This is a genomic window from Vicinamibacteria bacterium, assembly GCA_035570235.1.
Lineage (GTDB): Bacteria > Acidobacteriota > Vicinamibacteria > Fen-336 > Fen-336 > DATMML01.
Map to the genome: position 1 here is coordinate 1 of DATMML010000112.1, position 15,645 is coordinate 15,645.

Here is a 15,645-nt window from a genome sequence, read left to right on the forward strand (position 1 = left end):
CAAGGCGTCGCCGCTCGCTATTCCGCTCGGGCCGCTTTCTCAGTGGGGCACGTTATGAGAAGCAGGAGGGGTGCTCGGGTCGCAGCGACCGGCTCGCCGAGGCGTCACCAGCCCATAACGCCGACCTCTCCATAAGCGACGGTCACTGCCGGCGCCAAAGGCACGCGAAGGAAAGGTCACGTAGATCTCTCCCTCTGGGCTCTTCCACAGGGAGAAGCCCACGAGCTTCAGCCCGGCAAGGATCCCGGCCGTCGCGGGGAAGACCAACTCGGCCTCGGAGACGAGGCGTTCGGGGCCTCCCTCGCGCTGCACGAAGTTGAACGTGACGTCGGTGGAAATGGCCTCGGGGGCCGGGGTGTGGTTCGTCTTCTTCGACATTTTACTCTCCTCTATCAGGTGGGAGGGCGAGTTGCCCCCCTCTCGCGAGAGGAGGAGGGGGCAGAGGAGCCCTTTGAATGAGGAGAGCGAGCGAAGGAGCTGGAAGAGGAGCTTCGGAAGGACTCAGAGCACAGCCGCGAAGGCGTGATTCAGCCCGAGCAAGAGCCTAGGGGAAGTCCAAAGGACCTGGCGCGACCGCGCAAGGCAAAGCGGTGAGGACTTCCGGAAGGCCCTCGCGCCAACACTACCGGGCCCGAGGACATTAAGTCCACCAGGTTCGACGTCGCCTCGCGTCAGATGGAGGCTGGCACGAGAGAGGCCCACTTCATGCGCGGCCACATGTGCGACGGCCGAAGGCCCCCGGAAAACGGGACGATCGCACGGCGAGGGCTGACGACTCGGCAGATTGACCAGCGCGCCGGGCCAGAGGCACGACTCGACCAAGCTACCCGCTTGCGAGGCGCGTCGTTGAAGCGTCGAGCGGTCATGGTCGCGGGGGCTGCGGTATCGGGGTCAGGCGGCTATGGCCTTGAAGAGGCCGCAGAGAGCGAAACGCCAGAGTCGGGCCATAAGTTGGCTTCTTGCTGAGCGAGAGGGATACGCTCCCATCGTCGGCGGTTGAGTAGATCCACGTTACCCCTGGGCAGACCGTAGAGCGGAGGCCCGGCAATTCCGCCGGCCAGTTTCCCCCCGTCGGTTTCAGGGTCCTTGCAGCGAGCACCTTTTGGGTCAGTTCGGCCCCAAGAGCTGTGCCTACCGCACTCCACAAAGCGCGAGACAGGGACGAAATCGCTATCCGACCGAGCGTGTTCCACCTGGCGATCGAGCCCTCGACCCTCCGCGCGAGGGCTGACGGATCAACCGAACACGGATCGCTCCCCTTGACCTCGGCGACCATCTTTCTGACAGCCTCAGAGTAGTTGGAAGCCATGAGACGCATGTACGGAGATTCGAGAGGGTGCCAGGGTCGTTCGCCCACTGAGCGACCCATCACCGGGAGTCCGTTGAGCAAGGCCGACGTTCTCCAGGCCTCCCCCTCGAGCGCCCTAAGCATCGAAATGAGGTAGTCATGCTCGGCAATGCGTGCTTGCCAGGACTCTGGCACGTCGTTCACCTTTCGGAGGGCTCCCAGCGTCATCCCGTCAAGTCCCAGAGCGCTGATTTGGCTGATGAGTTCGCCACGATCTCTTTGCGCACCGCCAATCCGCCACGACGCTTCAAGAGCGTCGAGCGCCGCTCTCGAATCCCCCGCACGTTCCTTCCCAAAACCGTACAGGATCAGCACGGATGCGACCCCTCTTAGTCCCGTAAGGCTCACAGGCAGTTTGTCGTACGTGGACCAGTCGGTCTCGAAGACGATCGGGCCTCCTTGGAGAACATCGCCCACGAGCGCTGTAACCCCCGTGCTGTGGGCTGAAAGCCACGGTGCAACCTCCACGGGGGGAGCATCAAGCATTGCGTTCGCTTTGTCCGTTTCAGACGAGACAAACGCCAACAGTTTCTCCCTGACCGCCTCATAGCTCTTGCGATCCGATTCGGCAGGACGCGTGCCCGGGACACCGTACGGGATCAGGTCGATGCCGATACGAGCCCCGGCAGCCGCCAGCCGCAGAGCTCCATCCGAAGCGGGCCCTTCAGGGTAGCGAGAGGTAAATGTGTCTATTGGGTCCAACGTTGTCGCCCACGCGCGACCTACTTGCGTTTCTCTGTATGAAGCGAAGGGACCACCGAGGCCCATCCACAGAGCCAGCATGAGAATCAGCGCGGCGGAAATCCCTCCCGACAGGAAGGCCTGCCACCGAAATCCTCGGTAGAAGTCTCGCGCGGCGAGGCCAAGGGTGAATAGAGGCATTCCCCCGAATGAGAAGAGAACCAGGAGGAGAAACCCAACCACAATCCGCCCAGCTCCATTCGGGTCCGCCATCAGCCAGCCGAAGTCGGTTAAGCGGGTTAACCACTCGGAAGCCAAAACCCCGGAGAACACCGTCACAGCGACCAGGATGAGGTTCAGCAGGAGAACGATCAGCGAGGGCGCACGCTTCATTCTCAATTGCTGCAAGGGTGCAGCAGCACTACCATGTTCTTGTGTCACGAAGAGGAGTTTACCTGTTGGCCATACTTGGAATCATCCCGCTGCTGATCCTAGTTGCATGGAGCCCGTGGAGTGCTCTCCTCTTTCATGGCGACGGTAAGTTTTCGGATGAATTGTTCTCTTATCCGCGCTACTGGGTCAGGTTCGGCGATATTCCTCTCAACGAGGCTGGCGAATACCATTTCCGCTTTCGGGGACTGCCGTACGAAGACATGGGTCTGATCCTGTACGTCAAAGGGGGCTACCCTTGGGCCAACTCGGAGCCTCTGGAGAATTTGCAGGCGACAATTGAAGCAAGCTTGACGGATGCGAAAGGGAACGCGGCCTGCCGTGCATCAGGGCGGCCCGCTGCTGGAAATAGGGATGGCATCTGGGTCGTCATGTGGGGGTGACCCCAGAGGGGCAGGCTATTGGCATTACCAGTGCACTTCCGTTCGCGTTTCTCCTTTCAAGGCTTATGACCTAATGATTCGCGTGACTAACGTGGCGCCGGGAGTCGAAAGGATCGTGGTCACGCCAACGCTGAACGGTGGCGGCATTGAACTTCCCTGAAGCGAGAGGAGAGAGCAGTCCCCGGAGGCGGACGACCGATGTTCGGAGGGCTGGAGGGCCTTGTGGGCGCTGGGGATGGCCGGCTCCCTTGGGCTTCTTCGGAGTGCCATCCCAGGATCTCGTGGGCGGCGCCCTCGAGGTTGAACTTCGAGGCCCGCCGTCCACAGATCCGCAGCGTCCACAGGCCATTGTCTTGAAGGCAACGTCTTGGTGTCCTGGTGTCTTGCTTCCTTATAAGGGGACAACGGAAGTACGGTTTTGGGCAAGCGGAGGTACGGTGGGGGGTACAACGGAGGTACGGTACCCGGTACAACGGAGGTACGGTCTCACCAAGCACCATTCCACAGGTTGTGTGCAAAAAGGTGGTGGGGGAGGGGTACAACGGAGGTACGGTCGGACCCCCTTATTGCCGCCTGAAACCCTCGCCGTCTGGAAGCAATTGCATGTTGCCCGAGGGTGGTGCTAGCCAAAGGCCCGCCGGGCGAGCTTCCACTCGAAGCTCGGGCCAGAGGACACGAAGAGCAGTTAGAGCGTAGCGCACCTGCTGGCGGAAGCGCTTCGGGGCCGCCATCTCGGACCCGACCAAGCTTCGGACGTCCGGCCAGGGGATGACGCTTTCACCCGTCTCGCCATACTTCAGCGCCCTGGCCGCTGCGTAACAGCGCCACCCGAGGAAGATCGCAAGACGCTGGAGGAGAAGCTCGTCCCGAGTCTCGCGGATCAGGTCCTTCGGGACCGGAACATGGTGTGTCATGGCGTCGCGCCAGTACGCTTCATTGAGCTTCAACCCGTAATCGACTCCAGGGAGGCTCAGTTGCGCCCGGGAGCCGCGCTGTGACGCAATGGACGTCGGCAGCCTATATTGCTCGATGAGGAACAACCCCATTCCCTGCTCTTCTCCCCGAAGCGTCGTTCGTTCGATGCGGACGGCAAGACCCAGGATACGGCGCCAGCGAGCCCGGAGATCGACGAAGTTCTTACCCGCATCGGCGTTGACCCCGATGAAGGAAAGGTAGTCCGCCGCATACTTCCACTCGAAGATGGGGCTCTGGGCGCTGATGGCGCGGTCGAACAGGAAGTAGAGGAGGGTCACATCAGCCCCGTAGGGCATGACTGCGCCGTCGCCAACCGCCGCGAAGGTGACGGTGAGGCTGCTGCCGTCACCCAGTCGCGCTCGTCGCGCGATCTGTTTTTCGTTGGTAGGCCGGAGAGGAAGGGCGGTCAGGATCGTTGCCTGGGCGATCAGGGCAAAGCCCGATCGCCATTCCTCTTCCCGCCGCTCCCGCAAGAAGACCATGCGGTCGGCAGCCTTCCTAAGGCGTCGTTCTCTCTCAGCCTTGTGGTCGCGTCCGGCCGCGTCGGCCTCTAGAAGGCCGCTAAAGGGCGCCGCGTTCGCGGAGGATGCAAGCGCTGCGGGCCTCGCCGCCGCGGTTGCGTTCGCTGAGAGCACAAGCTGCGGCCGTGGTCGCTCTTCTGGGCGGCGAGGGCTCATTCGTTGCTCACACGCCCACTGGCTCGGCGCGAAGGACCTCTTCGGGCGACAGGAGGGCGTAGCCCTCGCGCTGGACGGCGGGAGGAGATGTCGGCAGCATCACGGCCGGTGGCCTGGCCGGGCCACGGGGACAGCGCGCCACGGGTGAAGTAGACGCTGAACGAGGGTCCGCCAGCGGCTAGGCGGTTTCGCGGGAAGCGGTCCGAGAATTTCGCGAACGCCATCGACCAGCATCTGGCCAAGGTCGATGGGCTGCAGTTGGCTCTCAAACCGAGCGCGGATCTCCTTTGGAATGGGCTCGCGGCCAAGCTCCTCGCGGAGTTGCTGGCGGATCTCATCGAGGTGCTCTAGCGGGCGCGCCGGGAGAACTTGCGGCCGCTCGCCAGCTGGAGGAGGGATGCCCTCGCGGCTCAGCGCGGGCCTTGTGAGCCGGCTGGCCTGGTGAAGTCTGGCGCGACGAGTGAGCTTGATCATGGGTGCTGCTCCTTTCGAGGCGCCCTCTCGAACTCGAATGCGACGTGGTGGTGTTCGTCGAGGCGGAGCTTCGCTTTGAAAGGCTTACCGGCCTTGGAAGTGAAGCCCGCGATCGTCTTCCCTGTGATGCCGTGGTTGAGGAGCTCACGCACGATCTTGTCATTGAGGGCCTTCCCCGCGAGCTGCTTCCAGATGGTGAAGCCGCAGCCTTCCTTGTAGCGGCTGCAGCCCCAGCCTTTGGGGGTGGGGCGGACGGTACCCACCTTGCAGGCCGGGCACGTCCCAAGCGCGTGGGCGATCGCGGTGGGAGCGAGCGGTGTCCCGGCGAGGACCTCGATCACGAGCTCCCGGACGTAGGCGACGATCTCGGTCTCGAAGGGGGAGGCGTCGGCCTCGCCGTCCTCGATGGCCTTCAGGCGTTGCTCCCACTGCGCGGTGAGTAGGGGATCGCGGAGGGAGGCATGGACCTGGCCGATGATCGCGATGCCCTTGGGGGTGGGGAGGAGGGCCTTCTTCCTCCGCTCCACATACCCAACTTCCACCAGCCTCTCGAGGATGGCCGCCCGGGTGGCGGGTGTGCCGAGGCCCTGCTCCTTCATGAAGGCCGCGAGCTCGTCGTCTTCCACGAGCCGTCCGGCGGACTTCATGGCGTCGAGGATGGTCGCGTCCGTGTAAGGGCGTGGGGGCTTCGTCATCTTCGAGAGCAGGCGCTGGTCGCGCTTGGGCACAACCTGGCCGACGGTTAGAGGCGGCAGCGCCTGGTCATCCTTCGCGTCTTCCTTCTCTTCTTTGTCTTCCTTATCGTCCTTGTCCTGGTCGTGGGGGGAGGGTGCCTCCAGGATCGTCCAACCCGGCACCTTGAGGACGGAGCCGGTGGCGCGCAGCGTGTGCGCCTCCTGGCCGGGGGCGCCAAGGTCGAAGAGGGCGACGGTCTCGTCGGTGACCGAGGGGGGCAGGAAGATCGCGAGGAAACGCCGGGCGACGAGGTCCCAGACGTTCCGGAGCTCGGTAGGGAGGTTGGGCCCAGGGATCACGGTCGTGGAGATGATCGCGTGGTGGTCGGTGAGCTTGGTGTCGTCGACGTAGGCCTTGCCCGGGGGACCCTTGGCGAAGGCTTCCGCCGCCATGGCCGCGGCCTCGGGATAGTCGGCCCGGAGGGCAGTGACGTGGCCGGGGAGGTCCTTGACCATGTCGGTCGAGAGGTGGCGGCTCTCCGTCCGTGGGTAGGTGAGGTGCTTCCTCTCGTAGAGGTCCTGGGCGATCTCGAGGACGCGGGAGGCGGTCAGGCCCCAGCGGCGGTTCGCCTCCTTCTGGAGGCCGAGGAGGTTGAAGAGGGGCGGGGGGGAGGAGCGGACCTCCTTCGTCTCCACGGTGCGGACGGTCGCGGAGGGAAGAGGGGAGATCTCCTCGAGGATGGCCTTGGCCCGCGCGAGGTCGAGGATGCGGGGCTTTCCGTCAAGAAGGAGGCGTGCCCGAAACCCGGGCTCGAGGGTGACGTGGATCTCGGCGTAGGGCGTGGGCTTGAAGGCGCCGATCTCCTCCTGGCGCCTCACGAGGATGGCGAGGGTGGGGGTCTGGACGCGCCCGATCGTGCACTTGTCGTGGTTCAAGAGCGTGTAGGCGCGGGTGGCGTTCAGGCCCACGAGCCAGTCCGCGCAGGCCCGGGCCCGGGCCGCGGCGGCCAGTGGGTCAAAGCGAGCCCCCTCGTGGAGCGAGGCGAAGCCGGCGCGGATCGCGTCGTCGGTGAGGCTGCTGATCCAAAGCCGCCTGATGGGGGCTTTCGAGCCGGAGTGCTCGTAGATCAGGCGGAAGATGTGCTCTCCCTCCCGGCCGGCGTCGGTCGCCGCGATCACCTGGTCGGCCTCGCGGAGCATGCGTGAGACGGCGCGGAGGAGCCCCGCGGAGTCCTTCCGGGGGGCATAGCGCCATTCGCTGGGGATCATGGGGAGCGTGGTCGTGGACCAGCGCTCCCAGGCCGGGTTCATGGCCTCGGGGGCGGCGATCTCGAGAAGATGGCCGCGCGCCCACGTCACTGTGTAGCCGTTCCCCAGGTAGTGGGCTTCTTTCTTCTCGGTAGCGCCCAGGACGCGGGCGATGTCGGCGGCAACGGATGGCTTTTCAGCAAGAACGAGTTTCATGGTCCTTTCCTTTGTCGGGGAAGGCACCGGCCGCGGCCGGGTCCCCCCGGGCGTAGAGGCTTTCGAGCTCGTAGCGGTCGAGGTCGGGGTTGTAGGAGTGGACGCGGAGGATTTGCGCGAGGTAGCGGTGTCCTCCGCGGCGCTCGATGTGGACGAGGAAATGCAGCGCGGTCGAGATGTTGGCCTTGATGGCAGGGAAGGGCATCTGAACGCCCGACTCCAGGACGAGGGACGCGAAGCGGGCGAGGGCCCCTTGCGCGCTGTCCGCGTGGACGGTCGACATGGACCCGCTGTGGCCGGTGTTCAGGGCCTGGAGGAGGTCGTAGGCCGCTCCGTCGCGGATCTCGCCGACCACGATGCGGTCCGGCCGGTGCCGGAGGGCGGCCTTCAGGAGCTGGCGGATGGTCGTGCCCTCGTAGCCGGGCCGCGGGCGCTTCGCCTCGAAGCGGACGAGGTTGGGCTTGTCGATCCGGATCTCGGCCGTGTCCTCGATGATGAGGATGCGGTCGGTCTCGGGGATGGCGGCCGAGAGGATGTTGAGGATGGTGGTCTTGCCGGTGCCGGTCCCGCCGGAGATCAGGAGGTTCTCCCGGGCGGTGACCGCCCCGACGAGGATCTCCGCCGCCTGGGGGGTGATGGACCCCCGCTGCAGGAGGTCCTCCATCGTGAAGTGCTTGGCCGTGAAGCGGCGGATGGTGAGGGTGATGCCGTGGAGGGAGACGGGCTCGAGGACGGCCGCGACGCGGCTCCCGTCGTCGAGGCGGGCGTCCAAGATCGGCTGGGTCTCGGAGACGTCGTCGGAGAGGTGGCGGGCGATCGCCTTGGCCGCGGCGAGGAGCTGGGCCTGGGTCAGCCGGGCGTCGACCGGGACGAGCTCGCCTGCACGCTCGACGAACACGCGGCCGTCGCCGTTGATCATGACCTCGGAGATGGCGTCGTCGAAGAGGTAGGCCCGGACCGGCTTCAAGAAGGGCAGGATCAGGTGCCAGGAGGTCCCCTCGACGGGTGTGGGCTCGGGCATGGCTAGCACCTGGGGACGGGAATGAGGACTGGGCGGCCGTCCGGCTTGCCGGCGAGGCGGCAGTAGTAGCGCGGCGCGTCCTCGAGGTACTCGCCTAAGCCCGCCGCCTGGAGGGCGTCGTCGGTTAGGGCGGCGGCAAAGACGGTGGTGGCCGGGTCGGCAAGGTAGGGTCGAAGGAGGCCCAGCGTGACCTGGTCGATATTGTCGGCCTCGAGGATGAGAACTGCCGGACATTCTGGGCCCGTGACGTCCTGGACGGCCTGCAGAAAGGAGAGCCGCGCCAGGAGACGCGCTGGCCCGTCCGCCGGCCCGGCAGCTGCCGTCGGGACGTCATGGACGCAAAGGACCGTGGCTGAGGTCCTGGCGGCGAGCTTGTGGCCGACTTTACAGGCGACGGCGAGGCTTAGGGCCCGTTGCGGCCCGAGGAAAACGGCCCGTTGTGCCTTGTCGTCGGTCATGGGCTAGCCCTCGAGAAGGCCCTTCTCGTACTGGTCCCACCAGCTCATCTCCACGGGGAGCCAGTGGGGCTTCAAGTAGCAGTAGCAAGGCAGGATGGGGTTCACGCCGTCGAAGGCGAGGACGATGGCCTGGGCGTTCTTGAGACTGGTGAACGCCTTGACGGGGAAGCGCTCGAGCTGCCGGACCTGGTAGCTCTTGGAGGTCGAGACCGACGTCCTGCCGCCCGCCGTGCGGCCGTCCAGGAACGAGACCTTGGCGTCCTGGGACGACTCGGAGACGTTGTAGGTGGCCTGGAGGCGGTCTTCCTTCCCGCACAGCTTCACCGCGAACTCCGCAGTGACATCGTCGGCGGTGTTCAAGAAGATCTTGGTCCTGAACGTCTGGAGGAGGGTCTTGTAGGCGTCGTCGGAGGAGAGGGCGCTCTTCAGGGAGACGATCGACTGGGTGGCGACGATGCCGATGCACTTGGGCTGCCGCGAGAGGCTGAAGAAGTTCTGGTCCCCGGTGCCCGTCTCCCCGACGGTGGCGAAGTTCTGGTACTCGTCCACGCAGAAGACGGTCGGGCGGAAAACCCGGCCCTGCTCAGCTGCAGCCGCCGCGGCGGCCATCTTGGGGATGCGGAGGAGCACGGCGCGCTGGTAGTCGAGCTTCATGAGCGTGCCCACGGTCTTGGCGACAATCGGGTTGAGGGAGACGGGGAAGTTGAGGGCGACGACCTTGCCTTGCTCGATGAGGTCGGCGAAGGGGGGGAAGGGCTCTCCCAAGGCGTAACCGGAGTTCCGGGCGGGGTCGAAGGTCTCCTTGGGGGGGCAGAAGATGCGTTTGATGGTGGGGTTGGTGTCGAAGAGAGATAAGAACACGGAGATGCCCTCCACGATCGACGTTCTGAGCTTGACGTCGATGGCGCTCCAGTCGTACTTGAACCAGCGGTCGACGGCCTCGAACTGCGCCTGCCTCTCGGGATCGACTCCTTCCTGGCGGATGGTGGTGGTTGTGAAGGGAATCGAGGTCTTCTGGAGGTACTCGATGAGCTTGGGCGTGGCTGTCGCGCGGTAGCCCGTGTCCGCTTCGTCGAAGCCGTGGCTCGTGAGCTTGGCGGTGTGCTCCGCGAAGGCGTCCGCGCTGATGTCCGCGTACTCCACGACACCGTAGCGCTCGCGGCCGAGCTTGAGCTTGTCTTGCAGGAGGCCTGGGTTGATGGCGGCGTGGTAGACGTCGGTCAAAGTCACGTAGTCATGGACGAGGCGGTGCAGCAGCACCAGGAACTTCATGGTGTTGGTGGAGGCCATCGGCCAGAACGGGTCCTTTCCTTTGCCGTAGATGTTCGCGATGAGCGTGGTGATCGCGTAGGCGAGGGCGTCCTCGTCGAGGTCCTTGTTGGCGAGGGGGTTGTAGCGGTAGTGGGTGTCGAGCGAGATCTCGAGGTAGTCCTCCCCCCGGCCCACCGTCCGCAGCATGTCGCGGACCTGCTGGCAGAAGTCGCCTTTGACCTCGAGTACCAAGCCCCCGAGGCGCCGCTCGGGGTCATGGGCCGCGTAGCTGAAGAGCTGGAGCGCGACGGGCCGGATGAAGGTCGCGGTCTTGCCGGAGCCGATAGCGCCGAAGCACGCCATTCCGGTGTAGAGCCCCTTCTCGGGGAGGGTGATCCAGGTCGGGTTTGGTACACGCTTGCGCTCGGTAGGGTGATGGCGCTCGCCCAAGATTACGTAGAGGTCCTTGCGCTGGTCCGGTGGCTCGTAGGGGGGCAGCTCGCCGCCCGCGGAGGTGCCCCCTCCCCGATGAAGATGGACGAAGAAGAACGACAGCGCGGCCGAGTAGAGGATGAGCGGGGTTGTAAAGAAGAACAGCCGCACAGTCACGACGAAGAAGAGGTAGGCGGGGTAGGCCTTCACGCGCGCAAGGACGAGGAAGGGGTCGCCCTGCGGTATGGGATAGCGGAGGAAGAGGACGAGCCCCGTCCCCGCGGCCGCAATGGCAGCGAGAAAGAACTGCGACTCACGGACTCGTTCGAGCCAGGCGTGCATTCGGACTACCTTGTTTGGGGTTCCTTGTCCTTCTTCTTGCGAGACGCAGGCGGCACGCTCCCGTCGCCCCGCGTGCGGCTTACCGGGAAGGAACGGAGTTTCCGGTGATCGAGCTCGTCCGGGTGGGAGGCGAGGTAGGCGTCGAGCTCGGCTTTGTCGGCCTGGAGTAGCTGGGCGAGCGCCACCCTCACCACGGAGCTGAGACCGGCGTTGCAGAGCCTGGAGTACGCGATCGTGCGCAGGAGAAGGTCGTTGTCGAGGTGCGCCGAGAGCACGCGGGTGGCACCGCCGTGGACGTCGGGTGGAACGATAGGCATGGCTAGGCTCCTTTGACCGGATGCGGTCGTGTCATTTGGGGGTGGTGGGTCGTGTTGTTTGCACGGCTCCCGGCAGCCCCGAAGGGGTCCGCCAGGAGGGGCCGTGCACGGGGATTGGAGCGACCCCTGTGTCCAGGGGGCTTTGCCCCCCGGGGTCGCTCCAATCCCCGTTCCGTATCCGTGGCCATCTCGTGGGGGCCTTCGGTACGGTGCTGAGCGACGCTCCCGCAACGACTTAGGCAACTGGGAGGGAGGAAGGATGGGGGGAAGGAGGGGAGGAAGTGGCTGTTCTGCATGGCTTCCCCCCTAGAGCGCGAGCGAAGGTGCTTGGAACGTGGAAAGCCCGGCGCACCTTATAAGAGGGTCGGTCGCGGCCTTAGCCGAGTCCGGGTCCGGCGTTGAGGAACCCTTACGGTGCCATTGCTCGTAGAGGGTCCGGTACTTGGGGGCGTCGTAACGCTGCTTGAGGCGTGCCCGTTCCTCGAGATGGGACTTCCGGAGGGTTGCGAACTCCTTCCTCTCGACGCGCAGCTCCAGGTCGAAATACCGCAAAAGGTCGGGGTCGGCTGCGTCTGCTGCCTGCGCCGATGTAAGCGTCTCGCGGAAAACCCGCTCGGCCTCCGCCAGTTTGTGCTGCTTGCCGGAGACGTAGACGAACCGCCAGGAGTCCTTGAGGGCGGCGAAGAGTGGGGCATAAGTACGAAGGTGCGTGCGGAACGGGACGAACGAGTCCGCAGGCGCGTCGATGTACGTGAAGACCGTCTCGTTACCGGTGGTTGTCATCGGGAAGCGGTCGGGAAAGAAGACATGGACGGGCGGTCTGCTACTGCCCCGGGCGGGATAGGTGCGCTCGGGCAAGATCGTGGTGTCATTGACACCATGCCGGTCGCGGAAGTACTCCGTCCGGTCGGCCTCCGTAAGGAGGTATTGGGCGTCCTGTTGGGCGATGACGTAGTCGAGTGCGCCGAGGCGCTGGGCGATGAGGGCGCTCGAGGGCTGGCGCCTGTGGTTGCTGTTCTCGCGCCCGAAGGCGCGGTAGAGCGGCTTGCTCGTGACGTGGTAGAGCTGGACGTTGCGGTAGGCGTACCCGGTGGCATGACCGTTGTTGAGCAAGCGGTCGATGAGTTGCTGGTCAGTCCTGCCGTAAGAGTCGACGCCCGCGAACTGACGCCACTGGGCGCGGAGGAAATGGCCGGAGAAAGCGGTGACGGTCCAGAGGAAGCGGGCTTCCCGTTCGGAGTAGCCGAACGTCTCGACGGCGGCCGTGATGTGCTTAGTCTCCATGGCTAGAAGTCGTAGATGTCTTCGGCCAGGGAGTGGATCCCCCGGGGGGAGCCGCGGGCCCCTTGTGAGTCCGCGGGCAGGTAGAGCTGGAAGCCGGCGCCCGACTTCGCGGCCAAGTCGGCGGCCTTGTAGTTCTCGGTGACGATTTCGACGTTGACACGGCCGATGGTCCCGTCGGGCCTCTCGTACTCGATCTGTAGGTCCGGGTAGTCGACACCGTCCTCGTCGGCCGGCAGGTCGCGGGCCGTTGCGACCGGGATGGCCGCGCGTGAGATGGCCTGTTGGCGTTCCTGCTTGGGAATGCCCTGGATGTCCTTGTGCTCGGCGCGGAGGTCTTGAGCGGCCTTGATGTAGGCTTCCCGGCCGATGTCGCGCTTGAGCTCGTAGTCGAGCCGAACGAGCGTGATGCTGTTACCGTCCTTTTCCATGCCTTGGCGCGCATGCTGGTATGCCTCGTAGACGGCGCTGTCGTGCTTGAGCTCGGCCGGACGCTTGATGCCGGAATAGAGCTCCTGGCGGGGGTCGGTCCTTATATCTAGGGCCCTGCCGCGCCTGCTGAGGGTGAGGTAGCGCTGGCCGCTCTCTGAGACGTGCTCATTCACGAGCCCACTCCGCTTGAGCTCGGCTATCTGGTCCTTGGCCACGGGGTTGTCGGCGAAGACGTGCCGCTCGATGGCTTCGACCCGGGCGACTCGGAAGCGTCCGAGGTCATGAATCGTCTCGGCCTGCGCCCTCGTGACCTCTAGCTCCCGGCCGTCCTGGGTGTAGGGCTTGAGGGCGTCGTCTGGGAGCTGCCGGTCGGTCTGACGGCGGCGGGGCTGGGAGGCTTGGGCGCGCCCTTTGGCCCGCTCGGCCGCCGAGATCCGGTCGGGCTCTTGAAGTGGCCGGGGTTTGTAACGGTCGGGGACACGGTCCCCCGTGCGCTCGGGTTCGCGGATGGGAAGGTGCCCGGCTCGTGACCGGGCCTGACGCTGGGCGGCTGTTGCATGACGGCGGGGCTTGCTGCGGGTCGCATCTCGGATGTCGGGCCGCACGTCCTCGAGGGTGCGTTTGCGGTCTACGGGAGGCCTGGAGGGGCCTTCTTTAGGGGTTTCTGGCCCGCGGAGGTGGGAATCCGTGCGGTCGTTTCGGGCGGACATGGGGTCACTGCTCCGACTGTCGTTCCACCGCGGCAAGCTCGGCTCCGAGGCTCGACTCCGTGCGGAGCTCCTTGTCCAGGTGGGCGAGCTTCCGGCCGGCGCCCTTGAGCCCCAGGGCCCTCACGGCGAGGAGAGAAGCCGTGAAGAGGTTCAGGAGGAGGACGGCGCCGTAGAGGGCCAGGACGGGCCCGTGGCGGGCCCAGAGCGCGGTCTTGAAGGGGATCAGCGGACGGAGGACCTCGCCGAGCCAGAAGCCCAGGACCAGGAGCAGGAGCGAGGTGAGGAGGGCGGCGGCGGGGGTCATGGCTACTTGGTGATGACGTCTTCCTTGAAGTAGTCGACGAGGAGTCCCAGGGGGTTGCTGGCGAGGACCTGACTCGGGAGTGTGCCTCCATGGAAGCGGAAGGTGAAGTGGGCAGAATAAAGGACCCGCTTCACCTCCGTGCGCTCCCGGGTGGCGTAGTAGATCTGCTGGAAGTCCACCCTGGCCTGGTAGGGGGGCTCGTGGAGCTGGGTGATGGAGACCCCGACCACGTCGACGTCGATGTCTCCGAGGCTCGAGCGCTGGTACTCCTCGATCACGTGGTTGCGCTCCCAGGCGGAGAGGACCGACTCTGCCAGGGAGGGTGAGAGGTAAGCGAGGGAGCGGCGGAAGTTCTGGGCCAGGGACTCGCGGTTCCTCGAGTAGTAGAGCCGGCAGAACTCCCCGAGGAAGTACTTGACCTCAGGCTCTTGAGGCACATAGGCCATGTCGCCGTAGCGCACCGCCTCGGCGCGGCCCACGGTATCCACACGGATCACGAGCGGCTGGAAGCCGGCGATCGTCTTCGCAACCCTGAGTTGTGTGAGGACGAGCGCCATGCAGATGAGCGAGAGGGCGGCGACAGCGATCTTGAGGTAGGTGTTGGTGACGATGGCGTCGCCGAACTGCTCGGCGTAGAGGCGCTTCGCGGCGTTGAACGTGGGGTCGATCGTGACCGGCGGCACGGGCGGTGGCGCGGCGGGGGCCGCGGGCGCCGGCTCGGTCGAGGTGGTGGCAGCGTCCGGGGTGCTTGTCGGTGGTTCGGTTGGCACGGGGAACCGGAGAGGGGAGGTCATGGGCGGGGGCTCAGGCAGCGATGGCCACCGCTGAGCGCACCGCGCTCTGCATGATCGCGACGGCGCCGCCGTCCGAGCCGGCCGAGCCGGAGAAGATGTTGGAGACGAGCGAGGGGATCTTGAGGATGCTCGCCACGCACACGCCGGCAGCCACCGTGTCGACCATTTGTTGGGCAGGGTTGAGCGCAGCTTGGATGGCGGCCGTGGCCGGGGGGCTGAAGATGTGCTGCATGGCCTGCGACACCATGAACACGACCGCGGAGGCCACCACACGGTAGAAGCTGTACTGGAGGAAGGCCTTGAACCAGCCCCAGAAGAGCCAGTCGAGCTTGGGCACGATGAAGAAAGGCAAGAATATGGGCCCCAGCAGGATGCATACGGCGAGCGCGATCTCGCCGTAGGCGATCACGAAGTGGGCCACGATCTGAAGGAGAACCAGGGCCACGACCTCAGCGAGCCACCAGGCGCTGCCGGCGACGTTGCTGACGAGGGAGAGCACACCCGCGGGCGGAGCGTTTATGAGGTGGTCAACGGCGGCCCCCAGCTCGGAGACCGCCCTCTGGTCGATCCTCTTGCTGAGCCAGTCCGCCTGCCCCATGACGAGGTCGGGCAGGCTGAAGGGGCCACCGTTCCAGTAGAAGAGAAGCGCCTTGCCGAAGGCGAGCATCATGATGAAGCTCGCGAAGCGCGAGGCGTCGAACTCGCCGGACAGCGCGATCTTCACCCCCACCCACACGATCAGGATCACCGCAAAGGACGTGTAGAGGCTGGTGCCCACGTCGAGGAAGAGAGAGCGGTTCTGGTCGATGAACGCCTTGGCGGCCTCCACAAGCGCGTTGAGGGGGCTCTCGGGCACCGTCTGTAGGACGAGCAGGCTAGCGAGGGGGGACATGGCTCAGTAATGCGTCATGGGCTGGGTGAAGACGGCGGTGACGATGTAGGCGCTCTTCCTGCGCTCGGCCTCGTAGTTCAGGGCCTCCTGGAGCTGATCCCTCAGGACCTGGTTCTGGACGATGAGCTGGTGGACGACCGCCTGCAGGTTCCGCTCCACATCCCGCGTCTGCGCGTTGGAGGTCGCGGTCGTAACGGCGGTCTTCTGGAGGAGTCCCACGAGGGAGTGATCCGCCTTGTTGCCGGTCGACGTGACGATGTCGAGGATGTCCGGGAGGGCGTTGTC

The 15,645-nt window shown here is 65.4% G+C and carries 15 protein-coding genes; 1 reads left to right on the forward strand and 14 read right to left on the reverse strand.

The genetic code is table 11. From position 1 onward, the window contains the following. Positions 1–39 precede the first annotated feature (39 nt). Both VN461_20765 and VN461_20770 read right to left on the reverse strand, forming a co-directional pair. Positions 40–378, reverse strand: coding sequence for a hypothetical protein (locus VN461_20765; protein ID HXB57209.1), 339 nt, complete (start codon positions 376–378; stop codon positions 40–42). 484 nt (positions 379–862) lie between these two features. Next, a complete protein-coding gene (locus VN461_20770) occupies positions 863–2,422 on the reverse strand; it encodes a hypothetical protein (GenBank protein ID HXB57210.1) in 1,560 nt (519 codons plus the stop codon). 65 nt (positions 2,423–2,487) lie between these two features. Between VN461_20770 and VN461_20775 the strand changes: the two genes are divergently transcribed. Next, positions 2,488–2,862 carry a hypothetical protein gene (locus tag VN461_20775; GenBank protein ID HXB57211.1) on the forward strand — a complete coding sequence of 125 codons (375 nt, stop codon included), beginning with the start codon at positions 2,488–2,490 and terminating at the stop codon, positions 2,860–2,862. 563 nt (positions 2,863–3,425) lie between these two features. Here VN461_20775 and VN461_20780 read toward each other — a convergent pair. From VN461_20780 to VN461_20835, 12 genes are all read right to left on the reverse strand, one after another. Beyond that, positions 3,426–4,310: a hypothetical protein gene (locus VN461_20780; protein HXB57212.1), complete on the reverse strand. Its 885-nt coding sequence runs from the start codon at positions 4,308–4,310 to the stop codon at positions 3,426–3,428. Positions 4,311–4,984: 674 nt separating this feature from the next. After that, entirely contained in the window at positions 4,985–7,126 is a 2,142-nt protein-coding gene (locus tag VN461_20785) for a DNA topoisomerase 3 (GenBank protein ID HXB57213.1), read from the reverse strand. After that, positions 7,107–8,147 (reverse strand): ATPase, T2SS/T4P/T4SS family, encoded by a 1,041-nt coding sequence (locus VN461_20790; GenBank protein HXB57214.1) that lies wholly within the window; start codon positions 8,145–8,147, stop codon positions 7,107–7,109. Before VN461_20790 ends, VN461_20785 begins: the two co-directional genes overlap by 20 nt. Before the next feature lie 2 nt (positions 8,148–8,149). Continuing rightward, a complete protein-coding gene (locus VN461_20795) occupies positions 8,150–8,605 on the reverse strand; it encodes a hypothetical protein (protein HXB57215.1) in 456 nt (151 codons plus the stop codon). A 3-nt stretch (positions 8,606–8,608) separates the two neighbouring features. Continuing rightward, positions 8,609–10,630, reverse strand: a complete 2,022-nt coding sequence (locus VN461_20800; protein ID HXB57216.1) for a TraM recognition domain-containing protein — start codon at positions 10,628–10,630, stop codon at positions 8,609–8,611. Positions 10,631–10,635: 5 nt separating this feature from the next. Further along, positions 10,636–10,947 carry a hypothetical protein gene (locus VN461_20805; protein ID HXB57217.1) on the reverse strand — a complete coding sequence of 104 codons (312 nt, stop codon included), beginning with the start codon at positions 10,945–10,947 and terminating at the stop codon, positions 10,636–10,638. Between the two features lie 306 nt (positions 10,948–11,253). Then, positions 11,254–12,231: a hypothetical protein gene (locus VN461_20810; protein ID HXB57218.1), complete on the reverse strand. Its 978-nt coding sequence runs from the start codon at positions 12,229–12,231 to the stop codon at positions 11,254–11,256. A 2-nt stretch (positions 12,232–12,233) separates the two neighbouring features. Beyond that, positions 12,234–13,370 (reverse strand): hypothetical protein, encoded by a 1,137-nt coding sequence (locus VN461_20815; protein ID HXB57219.1) that lies wholly within the window; start codon positions 13,368–13,370, stop codon positions 12,234–12,236. A 4-nt stretch (positions 13,371–13,374) separates the two neighbouring features. Beyond that, positions 13,375–13,674, reverse strand: coding sequence for a hypothetical protein (locus VN461_20820; protein ID HXB57220.1), 300 nt, complete (start codon positions 13,672–13,674; stop codon positions 13,375–13,377). A gap of 2 nt (positions 13,675–13,676) precedes the next feature. Then, on the reverse strand, positions 13,677–14,468 hold the full coding sequence (locus VN461_20825; GenBank protein ID HXB57221.1) for a VirB8/TrbF family protein: 792 nt from the start codon (positions 14,466–14,468) through the stop codon (positions 13,677–13,679). A 10-nt stretch (positions 14,469–14,478) separates the two neighbouring features. Further along, positions 14,479–15,360 (reverse strand): type IV secretion system protein, encoded by an 882-nt coding sequence (locus VN461_20830; protein HXB57222.1) that lies wholly within the window; start codon positions 15,358–15,360, stop codon positions 14,479–14,481. Positions 15,361–15,363: 3 nt separating this feature from the next. Continuing rightward, positions 15,364–15,645 (reverse strand): hypothetical protein (locus tag VN461_20835; protein ID HXB57223.1); only part of this gene is annotated, 282 nt, incomplete at its 5' end.